The sequence below is a fragment of the Streptomyces sp. NPDC060000 genome, from assembly GCF_042737375.1.
Taxonomy (GTDB): domain Bacteria; phylum Actinomycetota; class Actinomycetes; order Streptomycetales; family Streptomycetaceae; genus Streptomyces.
Map to the genome: position 1 here is coordinate 104,979 of NZ_JBHWUU010000015.1, position 15,124 is coordinate 120,102.

At 70.5% G+C, this 15,124-nt stretch carries 10 protein-coding genes and 1 pseudogene; 5 read left to right on the forward strand and 6 right to left on the reverse strand.

The window, feature by feature from the left end; translation table 11 throughout:
• Nucleotides 1-146: 146 nt before the first annotated feature.
• On the forward strand, nt 147-1,637 hold the full coding sequence (locus ACFWBB_RS11110; protein WP_385269442.1) for an amino acid permease: 1,491 nt from the start codon (nt 147-149) through the stop codon (nt 1,635-1,637).
• A gap of 123 nt (nt 1,638-1,760) precedes the next feature.
• Here the strand turns inward: ACFWBB_RS11110 and ACFWBB_RS11115 are convergent, their stop codons facing one another.
• Complete coding sequence (locus tag ACFWBB_RS11115; RefSeq protein WP_385269444.1) at nt 1,761-2,132, reverse strand: NTP pyrophosphohydrolase; 372 nt, start codon at nt 2,130-2,132, stop codon at nt 1,761-1,763.
• A gap of 78 nt (nt 2,133-2,210) precedes the next feature.
• On the opposite strand from ACFWBB_RS11115, the pseudogene ACFWBB_RS11120 reads away from it, so the two are divergent.
• Nucleotides 2,211-3,228, forward strand: a pseudogene (locus ACFWBB_RS11120) (hypothetical protein).
• 207 nt (nt 3,229-3,435) lie between these two features.
• On the opposite strand, the gene ACFWBB_RS11125 reads toward ACFWBB_RS11120, so the two are convergent.
• The 4 genes from ACFWBB_RS11125 to ACFWBB_RS11140 all read right to left on the reverse strand — a co-directional run bounded on the left by ACFWBB_RS11125 (nt 3,436) and on the right by ACFWBB_RS11140 (nt 10,410).
• Complete coding sequence (locus tag ACFWBB_RS11125) at nt 3,436-5,562, reverse strand: 3-hydroxyacyl-CoA dehydrogenase NAD-binding domain-containing protein (RefSeq protein ID WP_385269446.1); 2,127 nt, start codon at nt 5,560-5,562, stop codon at nt 3,436-3,438.
• The gene (locus ACFWBB_RS11130; protein WP_385269448.1) at nt 5,559-6,785 is read right to left on the reverse strand and encodes a thiolase family protein; all 1,227 of its coding nucleotides are present in this window, start codon (nt 6,783-6,785) and stop codon (nt 5,559-5,561) included. The genes ACFWBB_RS11125 and ACFWBB_RS11130 overlap by 4 nt, the downstream gene beginning before the upstream one ends.
• 158 nt (nt 6,786-6,943) lie before the next feature.
• Nucleotides 6,944-7,981, reverse strand: a complete 1,038-nt coding sequence (locus ACFWBB_RS11135; RefSeq protein WP_385269450.1) for a LacI family DNA-binding transcriptional regulator — start codon at nt 7,979-7,981, stop codon at nt 6,944-6,946.
• Complete coding sequence (locus ACFWBB_RS11140; protein WP_385269452.1) at nt 7,978-10,410, reverse strand: glycoside hydrolase family 2 protein; 2,433 nt, start codon at nt 10,408-10,410, stop codon at nt 7,978-7,980. The genes ACFWBB_RS11135 and ACFWBB_RS11140 overlap by 4 nt, the downstream gene beginning before the upstream one ends.
• Nucleotides 10,411-10,630: 220 nt before the next feature.
• Here ACFWBB_RS11140 and ACFWBB_RS11145 point away from each other — a divergent pair, with 220 nt between their 5' ends.
• From ACFWBB_RS11145 to ACFWBB_RS11155, 3 genes are read left to right on the forward strand one after another with little or no spacing between them, the layout of a single operon-like run.
• Entirely contained in the window at nt 10,631-11,950 is a 1,320-nt protein-coding gene (locus ACFWBB_RS11145) for an extracellular solute-binding protein (protein ID WP_385269454.1), read from the forward strand.
• Nucleotides 11,950-12,924 (forward strand): carbohydrate ABC transporter permease, encoded by a 975-nt coding sequence (locus ACFWBB_RS11150; RefSeq protein WP_385269456.1) that lies wholly within the window; start codon nt 11,950-11,952, stop codon nt 12,922-12,924. The genes ACFWBB_RS11145 and ACFWBB_RS11150 overlap by 1 nt, the downstream gene beginning before the upstream one ends.
• On the forward strand, nt 12,921-13,751 hold the full coding sequence (locus ACFWBB_RS11155) for a carbohydrate ABC transporter permease (RefSeq protein WP_385269458.1): 831 nt from the start codon (nt 12,921-12,923) through the stop codon (nt 13,749-13,751). Before ACFWBB_RS11150 ends, ACFWBB_RS11155 begins: the two co-directional genes overlap by 4 nt.
• Before the next feature lie 37 nt (nt 13,752-13,788).
• Here the strand turns inward: ACFWBB_RS11155 and ACFWBB_RS11160 are convergent, their stop codons facing one another.
• Nucleotides 13,789-15,075, reverse strand: a complete 1,287-nt coding sequence (locus tag ACFWBB_RS11160) for an HRDC domain-containing protein (RefSeq protein WP_385269460.1) — start codon at nt 15,073-15,075, stop codon at nt 13,789-13,791.
• Nucleotides 15,076-15,124 lie beyond the last annotated feature (49 nt).

Below are 15,124 nucleotides of genomic sequence, written 5' to 3' on the forward strand. Positions count from 1 at the left end.
GCAAGCCGAAGCGCCCGAATGGGCCGGTTCCACCACTGTGAAGAGTGGTGAAACCGGTCCATTCGCGTTAACCGGCCCGCGTCGGGGCATACGGTCTCTGCCCCCTCTCGATCATGTCGAGGACGACGCAGCGTGGGAGGTAACCCGTGAGCAGCACCCTCTTCCGGACGAAGAAGGTCGAGCAGTCCATCCTCGATACCGAGGAACCCGAGCACGCGCTCAGGAAATCCCTGTCCGCGCTGGACCTCACCGTCTTCGGCGTCGGCGTCATCATCGGCACCGGCATCTTCGTCCTCACCGGCACGGTCGCCAAGAACAACGCCGGCCCCGCCGTCGCCCTGGCCTTCGTGGTGGCCGGGGTCGTCTGCGCGCTCGCCGCGCTCTGCTACGCCGAGTTCGCCTCCACCGTGCCGGTGGCCGGGTCGGCCTACACCTTCTCGTACGCCTCCCTCGGAGAACTCCCCGCCTGGATCATCGGCTGGGACCTGGTCCTGGAGTTCGCGCTCGGCACGGCGGTGGTGGCCGTCGGCTGGTCCGGATACATCGCCTCGCTGCTCGACAACGCGGGCTGGCACCTGCCGGCGGCGCTCAGCGGCCGGGAGGGAGTCGACGGCTTCGGCTTCGACATCCTCGCCGCCGCCCTCGTCCTGGTGCTGACCGCCATCCTCGTGGTCGGCACGAAGCTCTCCGCGCGGGTCACCACCGTCGTGGTCGCCATCAAGGTGACCGTCGTCCTCACCGTGATCATCGCGGGCGCCTTCTTCATCCACGGCGACAACTACCACCCCTTCGTCCCGAAGGCGCAACCCGTCGACGCGGGCGGCGGCCTCAAGGCCCCGCTGATCCAGCTGATCTTCGGCTGGGCGCCGTCCAACTTCGGCGTGATGGGCATCTTCACCGCCGCCTCCGTCGTCTTCTTCGCCTTCATCGGCTTCGACGTCGTCGCCACCGCCGCCGAGGAGACCAAGAACCCGCAGCGCGACATGCCCCGCGGCATCATCGGCTCACTGATCATCTGCACGGTCCTGTACGTCGCCGTGTCGATCGTCGTCACCGGGATGCAGCACTACACCAAACTGTCGGTCAGCGCCCCGCTCGCCGACGCCTTCAAGGCCACCGGACACCCCTGGTTCGCGGGCTTCATCAGCTTCGGTGCCGCCGTAGGCCTGACGACCGTCTGCATGATCCTGCTCCTCGGCCAGACCCGGGTCTTCTTCGCCATGAGCCGGGACGGACTGCTGCCGCGCTTCTTCTCCCACGTCCACCCGCGCTTCAAGACCCCGCACCGGCCGACCATCCTGCTCGGCGTGCTGATCGCGATCCTGGCCGGCTTCACCAGCCTCAGCGAGCTCGCCGAGCTGGTGAACATCGGCACCCTGTTCGCCTTCATCGTCGTCGCGATCGGCGTGGTCCTCCTGCGCAGGTCGCGCCCCGACCTGCCCCGGTCCTTCCGCACCCCGTGGGTGCCGTTCCTGCCGATCGTGTCAGTGCTGGCCTCGCTGTGGCTGATGCTCAACCTGCCTGCCGAGACCTGGCTGCGGTTCGGCATCTGGATGGTCATCGGGTTCGTCGTGTACTTCCTCTACGGCCGCTCCCACAGCCGTCTCGCACGCCACGAGGAGACGTCCGCCGTCTAGTCCCGTCCAGTCCCGCAAGCCGGGGCGCGACGACCCGGCCAGGCGGCTCCTGAGCCGGTCCCGCGCCCCGCACGGAGCACGGCGACCGGCTCCGGCGTCGTACCGCTTCAGCCCCGTACCGCTTCAGCCCCGTACCGAGCGCGGGCCCGTCACGTCCGCTCCCAGCTCCGTCACCCGGCGGCGCAGCTCGCGGTCGGCCGTCACGACCAGACGGGGGCGCCCCGCGGACCCGGCGACCAGCTCGACGATGCGATCGTCCCCGCTGCCTGGCGCCGCCTCCACCCGTACCCCGGGCACCGGCTCCACCCCGCGGGCCGAGCCCTCCACGACGAGGACGATCTCCTCGGGCCCCTCGTGCCCCCGCAGCCCGTCCACCGCCAGCCGGTCACGCAGTCGCTCCGCGGCCCCGCGCCGGTCCCGCCACCAGCCGTCGGGCACCGACCCGACGACGTTCGCGGCGTCGACGATCACGAGCAGCGCGGGAGTGTCGTCCATGGGCCCAGGGTCGCACGGCCGGCCCTGCGGGCATGACCCTCGCGCGGGCGCCGAGGGGGGCCGTCATAAAGTGATCGGGTGAACGGCGACTGGCTCATACGCGGCCGCGACGGGCGGCTCGGTGTCTATCTGATGTCGGACGACGCCGTCCTGTGCCGGGCGGAACACATCCCGGGCGGCTCCTGGGGCGCCCCGCGCAAGGTGGGCGGGGACCAGAAGGTGTACCCGGCCGTGGCTGTCGGACAGGGCGCCGACGGCTACGCCCATCTGGCCTCCTGGCGGCCCACGGGCAAGGGGGAGGCGGCCCTGGTGCACTGCACGCACTTCCGGCTGCTGCTCGCCGCCCTGGACTGGGCGCCCATCGGCCATCCCAACAAGAAGGGCGACCGCACGGGCACGCCCGCCGTCGCCGTGGACGCCCAGGGGCGCGCGCACGTCTTCGCCCGCAACATCGGCACGGGACTGTGCATGGTCGCCCAGAAGGAGAAGGGCGGCTGGGATCCGTGGCGCGACCTGAAGGGACAGGGCGTCGAGGGGCCGCCGGTCGCGGTGACGGGGGAATCCGGCCTCGTCCAGGCGTACGCGGCCGTGTCCGGTGGGATCCTGCACTGGCGCCAGGAGGCGCCGGGCGCCCAGCCGGTGCTCCAGGAGCCCCTGAACACACCGGTCCGGCCCAACACCCTGCGGGCGCTGGCCACCTCCCCGGAGCACACCACCCTCTTCTACACCGACGCATCCGGTGACGTGTGCGCGTGGCGTCCCGGCGGCGAGCCCCACCGCGTGCTCGCCGCCGCCGGACCCGGCCCGGTCGCGGCGATCCGCACCGAACTCGACGGTCACGACTGCACGTTGCTCGCCCAGCGCTCCACGAGCGGTCGCGTGGCCTTCGCCGCGTACCCGACGGAACGGGAGTCGGCCGGTGCCTGGTGGTCCGAGTCGGGACCGCAACTGCCGGCCGACGCCGTGGTGGCGCTCGCCGAGGACCACGAGAACCGGGTGGTCGCGGCGGCCCTGTCCCCGGTCGACCGGCCACCTCCGGCTCACCCGCCGCAAGGACGAGCCCGGCCTGGCCCTGACGGCCTGGCGCACCGTCTGACCGCGGTCTCCGCGTCACCGCAGCCGACCTGACCGTCAGTTGCGTCTCCGTCGGCCGCGTCTTCCCCGGCCGCGTCTCCGTCGGTCGGCGTGCGCCGCGGCGCAGAGTCCGCCGAGGCCGAACGGACGCCGTCGGCGCATGAAAAGAGGGCCTCCGCACGTGGCGGAGGCCCTCTTCACGTCCTGCGGCACAGGACGGTCACGACGGTTACGCAGGCACCGAGGCGACGCCGGGCGCCAGGAACTTCTTGCCGTTCACGCGCTCGGAGACACCCTCGCGGTCCAGGTACGGCGTGATGCCGCCCAGGTGGAAGGGCCAGCCGGCGCCCGTGATCAGGCAGAGGTCGATGTCCTGCGCCTCGGCGACGACACCCTCGTCGAGCATGAGCCCGATCTCCTGCGCCACCGCGTCCAGGACGCGCGCCCGCACCTGCTCCTCGGTCAGGACGTTGTCGCCCTGCTTCAGGAGCGCGGAGACCTCGGGGTCCAGCTCCGGCTTGCCGCTGTCGTACACGTAGAAACCGCGCTTGCCCGCCTTGACGACGGCCGCGAGGTTCGGGGAGACCGTGAAGCGGTCCGGGAAGGCCCGGTTGAGGGTCTCCGAGACGTGCAGACCGATCGCGGGGCCGACCAGCTCGAGGAGGACCAGCGGGGACATCGGCAGGCCGAGCGGCTCCACCGCCTTCTCCGCCACCTCGACCGGGGTGCCCTCGTCGATGACGTTCTGCACCTCGCCCATGAAACGGGTGAGGATGCGGTTCACGACGAACGCCGGAGCGTCCTTCACCAGAACCGCCGTCTTCTTCAGCTTCTTGGCGACGGCGAACGCCGTGGCCAGCGAGGCGTCGTCGGTCCGCTCGCCGCGCACGATCTCCAGGAGCGGCAGGATCGCGACCGGGTTGAAGAAGTGGAAGCCCACGACCCGCTCGGGGTTCTTCAGCTTCGACGCCATCTCGGAGACCGACAGCGAGGAGGTGTTGGTGGCGAGGATCGCGTGCGCCGGGGCGACCGCCTCGACCTCCGCGAACACCTGCTGCTTGACGCCGATCTCCTCGAACACGGCCTCGATGATGAAGTCCGCGTCGGCGAAGCCCTCGGCCTTGTCCAGCACACCGGACACCAGCGCCTTGAGGCGGTTGGCCTTGTCCTGGTTGATACGGCCCTTGCCGAGCAGCTTCTCGATCTCGGCGTGGACGTAGCCCACACCCTTGTCGACGCGCTCCTGGTCGATGTCGGTCAGCACGACCGGCACCTCGAGGCGGCGCAGGAACAGCAGGGCGAGCTGCGAGGCCATCAGGCCCGCGCCCACGACGCCGACCTTGGTGACCGGACGCGCCAGGGACTTGTCCGGTGCGCCGGCCGGCCGCTTGCCGCGCTTCTGCACCAGGTTGAACGCGTAGATGCCGGAGCGCAGTTCGCCACCCATGATCAGGTCGGCGAGCGCCACGTCCTCGGCGTCGTAGCCCTGCTGGAGGTCGCCGTTCTTGGCGGCGGCGATGATGTCGAGGGCGCGGTAGGCGGCCGGGGCCGCGCCGTGCACCTTGCTGTCCGCCACGAACCGGCCGCGCGCGACGGCCTGGTCCCAGGCCTCACCGCGGTCGATCACCGGGCGGTCGACGACGATCTCGCCCTTGAGGACGGACGCCGTCCAGAGCAGCGACTGCTCCAGGAAGTCCGCGCCCTCGAACAGGGCGTCGGCGATGCCCAGCTCGTAGACCTGCACGCCCTTGAGCTGCTTGTTCTGGTTGAGCGAGTTCTCGATGATCACCGAGACGGCCTTGTCCGCGCCGATCAGGTTCGGCAGCAGTGTGCAGCCGCCCCAGCCGGGGACCAGACCGAGGAAGACCTCGGGCAGCGAGAAGGCCGGCAGCGCCGCGGACACCGTGCGGTACCTGCAGTGCAGACCGACCTCGACGCCACCGCCCATCGCCGCGCCGTTGTAGTAGGCGAAGGTCGGGACCGCGAGGCCCGACAGGCGCTTGAAGACCTCGTGGCCGCCCTTGCCGATGGCGAGCGCGTCCTTGTGCTCCTTGAGGAGCTCGACGCCCTTCAGGTCCGCGCCGACGGCGAAGATGAACGGCTTGCCCGTGACGCCGGCACCGACGATCTCGCCGGCCGCGGCCTCCTTCTCGACCTGGTCGATCGCGCTGTCGAGGTTCGCGAGGGACTGCGGTCCGAAGGTGGTCGGCTTGGTGTGGTCGAAACCGTTGTCCAGCGTGATCAGGGCGAAGCGCCCCGCGTTGAACGGCAGGTCCAGGTGACGGACGTGCGCCTGGGTGACGACCTCGTCCGGGAACAGCTCGGCCGCGCCCTTCAGGAGTTCGGTGGTGCTCACTTGTCGCCTCCGGCGGACTCGAAGTGCGGGTTCTCCCAGATGACGGTCGCGCCCATGCCGAAGCCGACGCACATGGTGGTCAGGCCGTAGCGGACGCCCGGCTGCTCCTCGAACTGGCGGGCCAGCTGCGTCATCAGACGGACGCCGGAGGAGGCGAGCGGGTGACCGAAGGCGATCGCGCCGCCGTACTGGTTGACGCGCTCGTCGTCGTCCGCGATGCCGTAGTGCTCGAGGAAGGCCAGGACCTGGACGGCGAAGGCCTCGTTGATCTCGAAGAGACCGATGTCGGAGATGGACAGGCCCGCCTGGGCCAGCGCCTTCTCCGTGGCCGGGATCGGGCCGTAGCCCATGACCTCCGGCTCGACACCCGCGAAGGAGTACGCGACGAGGCGCATCTTGACCGGCAGGCCGTTCTCGCGGGCGAAGTCCTCGGACGCGATGAGGGAAGCGGTCGCGCCGTCGTTCAGACCGGCCGCGTTACCGGCGGTTACCCGGCCGTGGACACGGAACGGGGTCTTCAGGCCGGAGAGGTTCTCCAGCGTCGTCCCCGGGCGCATCGGCTCGTCGGCGGTGACCAGGCCCCAGCCCGTCTCACCGGCGTCCGGGTTGGTGCGGCGGACCGACACCGGCACCAGGTCGGCCTGGATCTTGCCGTTGGCGTACGCCTTGGCGGCCTTCTCCTGCGAGCGCACGGCGTACTCGTCGGCGCGCTGCTTGGTGATGGTGGGGTAGCGGTCGTGCAGGTTCTCGGCGGTCATGCCCATGAACAGGGCGGACTCGTCGACCAGCTTCTCGCTGACGAACCGCGGGTTGGGGTCCACGCCCTCGCCCATCGGGTGGCGGCCCATGTGCTCGACACCGCCGGCGACGGCGATGTCGTAGGCGCCGAAGGCCACGGAGCCGGCGACCGCGGTGACGGCCGTCAGGGCGCCCGCGCACATGCGGTCGATGGAGTAACCGGGCACGGAGGTCGGCAGACCGGCCAGGATGCCGGCGGTGCGGCCGATGGTCAGGCCCTGGTCGCCGATCTGCGTGGTCGCGGCGATGGCGACCTCGTCGATCTTCTTCGGGTCGAGGCCGGGGTTGCGGCGCAGCAGCTCCCGGATCGCCTTCACCACGAGGTCGTCGGCCCGGGTCTCGTGGTAGATGCCCTTCGGGCCCGCCTTGCCGAACGGGGTACGGACGCCGTCGACGAAGACGACGTCCCTGACGGTACGAGGCACGATGGCTCTCCTCCAGGTGCGGGATGGCACTGCTGCGACACGCAAACACTGAGCGCGCGCTCAGGACCCATGCTACTTATCGGTAACGTAGCTGCCCAGTCCCGGGGGGCCAAGCGGCGAACGTCACACCCGGGACGCGTCCGAACTCACCCTCGCACTCAGCCGCGGGGCGGTGCCGTGGAGCCGCGTGGGGTCAGTACGGGCGTCGGCACCGGATGCGATCCGGAACCCGGCCCGGTGATCACGCCGAACAGCGTCCGCGCCGCCTCCGCGCCGAATCCGTGCACGTCATGGCTCATCGCGGAGAGCGTCGGATGGGTGAGCCGGCACAGCTGGGAGTCGTCCCAGGCGAGGAGGGAGACGTCGGCGGGCACCCCGAGCCCCATCTCGGCCGCCACGGCCAGCCCGGCCACCGCCATGATGTCGTTGTCGTAGACGATCGCCGTGGGCCGGTCCGGCGGAGCGGCGGTCAGCATCGACCGGGTCGCCCGCGCCCCCGCCTCCCCGGAGTAGTCCGTGGCGACCTGCCAGGCTCCCGCCAGCCCCAGGGTCCGCGCCGCCGCGTCGAAGGCCGCGGTCCGCATCACCGTGTGCCCGAGTGCGGCCGCGCCGCCCACCCGCGCGATCCGGCGGTGCCCGAGGGCCGCCAGATAGCGGACCGCCTCCGTCACCGCCGTCGCGTCGTCGGTCCACACCGACGTCAGGCTCCCGGTCAGCGAGGGGTGCCCCACCGCGACCACCGGCATCCCGAGCCGCTCGGCCGCCGCCACCCGGGGATCGTCGGCCCGGAAGTCGACCAGGATCGACCCGCCGATCTGTCGCCCGCGCCACCACGACTCCAGGAGCCCGGCCTCCTCCTCCACGGTGCGCACCAGCCTCAGCAGCAGCGAACAGGAGTGCTCGGTCAGCACACTCTCCACCCCGGAGACGAACTCCATGTAGAACGGCTCAAGACCCAGCATCCGGGCCGGCCGGCAGATCGCGAGCCCCACCACGTCCACCCGCGAGCTCGACAGCGAGCGTGCCGTGAGGTTCGGTTCCCAGCCCAGCTCCCGCGCCGCCGCGAAGATCCGGTCCCGGGTCGCCTCCGCCAGACCCGGCTTGCGGTTGAAGGCGAGCGACACGGCACCCTTGGAGACGCCGGCACGCGCCGCGACGTCCTTGATGGTGACGCGAGGCGACGGGGACGCTGTCATCGAGCGGGCTCCTGGCAGTACAGCGCGGCCCGGGCGGCGGCGGCATCCGGAGTCTCCCAGCCCTCGACCCCGATGGTCACCCGCTCCCCGGGCAGCAAGGTCACAAGGCCCCGGTCGGCCCGCGCGTGCGGCCCCAGCCGGTCGGCCTGGAGCAGCAGATCCCGTACGAGGGTGTGGGCCGTGACGGTGACGCCCCCCGGTGCCACGGTCACCTCGAACCGCGGCCGCGGATAGGGGATGTCGCGGTCGGCCACCGGGAAGTGCACGGCCCGCAGCCCTTCCCCTCTCCCGCTCCCGGTCCCGCTCCCGGTCGAGCGGAGGGACCCCCCTGCGCCGGCCACTGTGTCGGCCACCAGGAACTCCTTCGCCCCGGCCGGCTCCAGCTCGGCCGGCACCCGCATCTCGCCGACCGCCCGTGCACCGACCGTGAGTTCCACGTCCGCCGCACCGATCACTCCCCCCTCAACGGACACCCGCCGCAACGACACCGTGGCCGCCCACGGCTCGCCCGACTGGTTGACGGCGGCCAACGCCAGTCCCTCGTACCGCACTTGCAGGGTCAGCAGCCGATCCGCGTACAGCCGCCGCAGCTCGTGGTACAGCGGCTTCTCCCTCCCGTCCCCGTCGATCGCCGCCCAGGACGTCACCGGCCAGCAGTCGTTGAGCTGCCAGACGATCGTGCCCGCGCAGACCGGCCAGCGCGACCGCCAGTGCTCGATCCCGGTCGCCACGGCCCGCGCCTGGTTGACCTGCGTGAGGTAGTGCCACCGGTCGAAGTCGCCTTCCGGCACGGCGAAGTGGCGGGCGAGCCCGCGGGCCAGCTTGCCGTTGCCGTCCTCGGCCTTCTGGTGGTGCAGCATGCCGGGGGAGTCCGCCGCGAGCGCCTCACCCGGCAGCGCCCGCCGCAGAGTGGCGTGGGCGGGCGGGGCCTGCCAGCCGAACTCGGCCACGAAGCGCGGCACCTCGCTCCGGTAGTCGGCGTAGTCCTGCCGGTTCCACACCTCCCAGGAGTGGTGCGTCCCGTGTGCCGGGTCGTTGGGATGGTGCTCCCACGACCCCGACCAGGGACTCCCCGGCGTGTAGGGCCGCGTCGGATCCAACTCGCCCACGACACGCGGGAGTACACCGAGGTAGTAGCCCTCACCCCAGGAGTCCCCGTCCAGCCGCTCCTCCCACCCCCAGTCCCTGAACCCCCACAGGTTCTCGTTGTTGCCGTTCCACAGCACGAGCGACGGATGCGGCATCAGCCGTACGACGTTCTCGCGGGCCTCCGCCTCCACCTCGCCGCGCAGCGGCTGCTCCTCGGGGTAGGCCGCGCACGCGAACGGGAAGTCCTGCCACACCAGCAGGCCCAGCTCGTCGCAGGCGTCGTAGAAGTCCTCGCTCTCGTAGATACCGCCGCCCCAGACCCGGACCAGGTCGACCCCGGCGCCGGCCGCCTGCCCCAGCCGCTCGCGGTAGCGCGCCCGGGTCACCCGGGACGGAAACACGTCGTCCGGGATCCAGTTGACGCCCCGCACGAAGAGCCGCTCCCCGTTGACGACGAGGGTGAACCCGGTCCCGTGGGCGTCGGCGGAGGTATCCAGCCCGACGCTGCGGAAGCCGACGCGCCGCCGCCAGACGTCGAGCGGCGCGCTGCCGTGGTGCAACGTCAACTCGACGTCGTACAGAGCCTGTTCACCGTACCCGCGCGGCCACCAGAGCTCCGCGTCCGGCACCTCGACCCGCACGGTGGCGCTGGTGCCCGTCACCTCGGCGCGCGCCGAGCGCCCCCCCACCCGGGCCTCCAGCGTGAGTCCGGCCTCCACCCGGGTGCGCTCCACGTCCACCCGCAACTCAACTACTCCGATGCCCTGTTCGACGGTCACCAGCGGGCGCACCCGGGCCAGCCGCGCCGTCGACCAGCGCTCCACCCGCACCGGCCGCCAGATCCCGGCCGTCACCAGGGTGGGCCCCCAGTCCCAGCCGAACGAGCACGCCATCTTGCGCAGGTACTGGTACGGCTCGGTGTAGGCGGCCGGGCGGTCGCCGACCTTCCCCCGTACGGCCTCCGCCTCGGCGTACGCGGAGACGAACCGGACGGCCAGCGGCCCGTCGAGCCCCGTCACGTCGAAGCGGTACGAGCGGTGCATGTTCCGCACCCGGCCGAGGAGTCGGCCGTTCAGCGTGATCTCCGCGACCGTGTCGAGCCCGTCGAAGACCAGGTCGGTCTGCTCGTGCCCGGACCGCACGGCCGGCAGCTCCCTCTCGTACGTCCACTCGCGCCGCCCCACCCACGCGACCTCCCGCTCACCCAGACCGAGGAACGGGTCCGGGATCACCCCGGCGGCGAGCAGATCGGTGTGCACACAGCCCGGCACCCGGGCCGGGAGCGGCGTGCCCTCGTGCCGCAGATTCCATCCGTCGTCGAGCGGTGAGGCCTCCAGCATGCGCACTCCCTAAACCGGTAAAGCCCACAACTGAGCGCCACTTGTTCATCGTTGGCGGGAATCGGACTTTACCGGTTGAGGAAAGCGCTGCCAGAGTGCCGAATCAGCCAACCCACTCGTGCTCGACCACCCCGCACGTGTTCGACCCACCCGCTTGTGCTCGGCCACACCGCACGTGCTCGTCCGTCCCGAGAACGTCCCGAGAACGGAAGTGATGCACATGAACCGCCGTACAGTCCTGGTCCTCGCCACGGTCGCGGGAGCCGCCCTGCTGCTCCCGGGCTGCACCGGCACCGGAGGCAGCGCGAAGGGCGCGGACGCCAAGGCGCCCGCCGACCCGTCGAAGGTCGGCGGCACCATCACGGTCCTCACCGTGCGCACCGACCTCGTGCAGGACGGCACGATGAAGAAGTACGCCGCCGAGTTCAACAAGACCTATCCCAAGGTCAAGGTGGAGTTCCAGGCCCTCACCGACTACGAGGCCGAGATCAAGATCCGGATGAACACGGACGACTACGGCGACGTCCTGCTGATCCCCGCGGTCATCAAGAAGGACGACTACCCGAAGTTCTTCGCCTCCCTCGGCACCGCCGCCGAACGCGGCAAGAAGTACCGGTTCACCGACTTCACCACCGTCGACGGCAAGGTCTACGGCCAGAGCCCGGTCGGGGTGATGCCCGGCTTCGTCTACAACAAGCGGGTCTGGAAGGAGGCGGGGGTCACCGAATGGCCCACCACCCCGGCCGAGTTCCTCACGGATCTGAAGGCGATCAAGGCGAAGACCGACGCGGTCCCCTACTACACCAACTTCGCCGCGCAGTGGCCGCTCACCTCGTGGACGTACGTCGACGGCGCGGTCCACTGCGACCCGCGGGCGACCACGAAGCTCGCCGCGGAGGACCCGTGGGCCCAGGGCTCCGACCTGCGGGTCGGGGACACCCTGCTGTACGACATCGTCAAGCAGGGCCTGGCCGAGAAGGACCCGACGACCAGCAACTGGGAGGAGTCCAAGCCCCGGACGGCCAAGGGGGAGATCGCCACGCAGTGGCTCGGAACCTGGGCGATCATCCAGTTCCAGGACGCCGCGAAGAAGGCGGGCGTGAACCCGGACGACATCGGTTTCATGCCGTTCCCCGCCCGGACGAACGGCACGTTCTGCGCGACCGTCGGCCCCGACTACAACCAGGCCGTGAACGTCCACTCCCCGCACAAGGAGGCGGCCCGCGCCTGGATCGACTGGTTCACCGACAAGTCCGGCTACGACAAGGACAACCTGGCCATCTCCCCGCTCAAGGACGCGGCCATGCCCGAGGTGCTGAAGCCCTACGAGGAGGCGGGCGTCAAGCTCATCGAGCTGGACGACTCCGCGGGCGCCAAGGTCAAACTGATCGACAACGAGTCCGAAGTCGGCATCTACAAGCCCGAGTACCGCCAGGACCTGGTCGATCTCGCACGGGGCGCCAAGAAGGGCAGCCTGGACGACTTCCTCGGCGACCTCGGCAAGAAGTGGACCGAGACGCAAGCGAACGTGGGCGACTGATGGCGCACGCGCACACCCACCCCCCGTCGCCCCGCGCCGGGAAGGAAGCCTCCGGAACGGTGACACCGGTGCCGAGGCGCGCCGCTCCCGCACCGGCCCCGCGCCGGGCACGCGCCTGGCGGCTGCTCACCCCGTGGCTGTTCCTGCTCGCCCCGCTCACCCTGCTGATCACGTTCACCTACGCGCCGATCGCCAACATGGTCGCCTACAGCTTCACCGACTGGGACGGCGTGAGCCCCGAACTGCACTACACGGGCGCCGAGAACTACACGGAGATCTTCACCAGGGAGGATCTCTTCCAGGTGTTCTGGGTCAGCGGCTACTACCTGGCCGCCTCGGTGGTCCAGATCGTCGCCGCGCTGTACTTCGCGACGATCCTCAGTTTCGACATCCGTTTCCGGAACTTCTTCAAGGGCGTGCTCTTCTTTCCGTCCCTGGTCAACGGAGTGGCGATCGGTTTCGTCTTCCTCTACTTCTTCCAGGACGGCGGGACCTTCGACACGGTCCTCGGCCTCTTCGGCTACCACACCGACCACGCGTGGCTCGGCACCCCGGTCTCGGCGAACGTGTCCCTGGCCGGCGTCTCGGTCTGGCGCTACCTGGGCATGAACTTCGTCCTGTTCCTCGGGGCGATCCAGTCCATCCCGGGGGAGCTGTACGAGGCGGCAGAGCTGGACGGCGCCGGCCGATGGCACCAGTTCCGCTACATCATCCTGCCCGGCATCAGACCGGTACTGACCCTGACGGTGATCCTGTCCGTCTCCGGTTCCCTCTCGGCCTTCGAGATCCCGTACGTCATGACCGGCGGGGCGACCGGCACCAAGACCTTCGTGATCCAGACGGTGAAGCTGGCCTTCCAGTTCAACAAGACGGGACTCGCCTCGGCGGCGGCGGTCGTACTGCTGCTGATCGTCCTGCTGGTGACCTGGGTACAGCGACGCCTCGTCCCCGACGACAGGGTGGACCTCGTATGACACGCCGTGCCGTGGCCCGCGCCCTCGTGTACCTGTCGCTGATCGCCGCGACGCTGGTCGTCCTGCTCCCGCTGGGCGTCGTCCTGCTGACCTCGCTGAAGACCGAGAACGAGACGGCGAACGGGAGCGGGGCGCTCACACCGCCGGACGACCCGTTCAACTTCCACAACTATGTGACGGCGTTCCGGGACGGCGGGATGCTCACGGCGTTCGGCAACACCGCCTTCATTCTCGTCGTCTCCGTCGGCGGGACCGTGCTCATCGGCTCGATGACCGCGTACGCGATCGACCGGTTCACCTTCCGATTCAGGAAACCGGTGATCGCCCTGTTCCTAGTCGCCGCGCTGGTCCCCGGGGTGACCACCCAGGTGGCCACCTTCCAGATCGTCCACAGCCTCGGCATGTTCGACACCCGCTGGGCCCCGATCGCCCTCTACACGGGCACGGACATCGTCTCGATCTACATCTTCCTGCAGTTCGTGCGCTCGATCCCGATCTCGCTGGACGAGGCCGCCCGCCTCGACGGCGCCAACGCGTTCACGATCTACCGGAAGATCATCTTTCCGCTGCTGAAACCGGCGATCGCGACGGTCGTGATCGTGAAGGGGATCGCCGTCTACAACGACTTCTACATCCCCTTCCTCTACATGCCCTCACAAGATCTTGGCGTGATCTCGACGTCCCTGTTCCGCTTCAAGGGCCCCTACGCGGCCCACTGGGAAACGATCTCGGCAGGAGCGGTGCTGGTCATCCTGCCGACACTGATCGTCTTCCTGGCCCTCCAGAAATACATCTACAACGGATTCATGAGGGGAGCGACCAGGTGATCGTTCGCGTGCCTTGCTCCGGACGGGTTCCCGGCGGTCAGGAAACCGCGCCGGCCAGCGCCGCGACCAGCACCGGCGTGACCTGCTCCACCTGCCACGGCCGCGCCCCGTACGCCGTGAGCGCACCGGCCACCGCGTCCGCGTCGGCTGCCGGAGGCTCCCAGCAGACCCGCCGCACCGCGTCCGGGGCGATCAGGTTCTCCTGGGGCATGTTCAGCTCCTCGGCCAGCGCGGAGACGGCGGCCCGCGCCGCGGACAGTCGTGCCGCGGCCGCGGGGTCCTTGTCGGCCCAGGCCCGGGGGGGCGGCGGCCCGGCCACGGTCTGCCCCGGCTGCGGCAGCTGCGACTCGCTGAACGCCTTCGCCCGGTCGACCGCCGCCTGCCACTGCTCCAGCTGCCGTCGGCCCATCCGGTGCCCGAACCCGTTCAGCGCCGTCAGCGCCTGCACGTTCACCGGAAGGGACAGCGCCGCCTCCACGATGGCCGCGTCCGACAGCACCTTGCCCGGCGACACGTCCCGGCGCTGCGCGATCCGGTCCCGCGTCTGCCACAGCTCCCGCACCACGCCCAGCTGCCGCCGCCTGCGCACCTTGTGCATGCCGGACGTGCGACGCCACGGGTCCTTGCGGGGCTCGGGCGGCGGGGCGGACGCGATCGCGTCGAACTCCTGGCGGGCCCACTCCAGCTTGCCCTGCCGGTCCAGCTCCTTCTCCAGCGCGTCGCGCAGGTCGACCAGGAGCTCGACGTCGAGAGCCGCGTACCGCAGCCACGGCTCGGGCAGCGGCCGGGTGGACCAGTCCACCGCGGAGTGGCCCTTCTCGAGGACGAAGCCCAGTACTCCCTCGACCATCGCGCCGAGGCCGACCCGCGGGAATCCGGCGAGCCGTCCGGCCAGCTCGGTGTCGAACAGCCGCGTCGGCACCATGCCTATCTCCCGCAGACACGGCAGGTCCTGGGTGGCCGCGTGCAGCACCCACTCCACGCCGGACAGCGCCTCGCCGAGCCCGGAGAGGTCGGGGCAGCCCACCGGGTCGATCAGCGCGCTGCCGGCGCCCTCGCGACGCAGCTGCACCAGATAGGCGCGCTGTCCGTAGCGGTAGCCGGAGGCGCGCTCGGCGTCGACGGCGACGGGGCCGGAACCGGCCGCGAAGGCGGCGATCACCTCGGCGAGGGAGGCCTCGTCGGCGATCACGGGGGGAATGCCCTCGCGCGGTTCGAGTAGAGGTGTCGGCGCCCCGGAGTCAGTCGATCCGCCGTCGTCCGGAGGGGCGCCTCCGGTGGTTCGCAGTGAACTGGCTGCTGCGGTTTCTTGGGCGTCGGTCACCTGTCAAGGGTATCCGTGTATGGACGGCGCCCGCCGACGGAACGTTCCC

What these genes read in the sequence shown, in the direction of transcription:
- ACFWBB_RS11115 (WP_385269444.1), bottom strand. Translation starts at nt 2,132, where the DNA reads ATGGACGACACTCCCGCGCTGCTCGTGATCGTCGACGCCGCGAACGTC.
- ACFWBB_RS11135 (WP_385269450.1), bottom strand. Translation starts at nt 7,981, where the DNA reads ATGACAGCGTCCCCGTCGCCTCGCGTCACCATCAAGGACGTCGCGGCG.
- ACFWBB_RS11140 (WP_385269452.1), bottom strand. Translation starts at nt 10,410, where the DNA reads ATGCTGGAGGCCTCACCGCTCGACGACGGATGGAATCTGCGGCACGAG.
- ACFWBB_RS11145 (WP_385269454.1), top strand. Translation starts at nt 10,631, where the DNA reads ATGAACCGCCGTACAGTCCTGGTCCTCGCCACGGTCGCGGGAGCCGCC.
- ACFWBB_RS11150 (WP_385269456.1), top strand. Translation starts at nt 11,950, where the DNA reads ATGGCGCACGCGCACACCCACCCCCCGTCGCCCCGCGCCGGGAAGGAA.
- ACFWBB_RS11155 (WP_385269458.1), top strand. Translation starts at nt 12,921, where the DNA reads ATGACACGCCGTGCCGTGGCCCGCGCCCTCGTGTACCTGTCGCTGATC.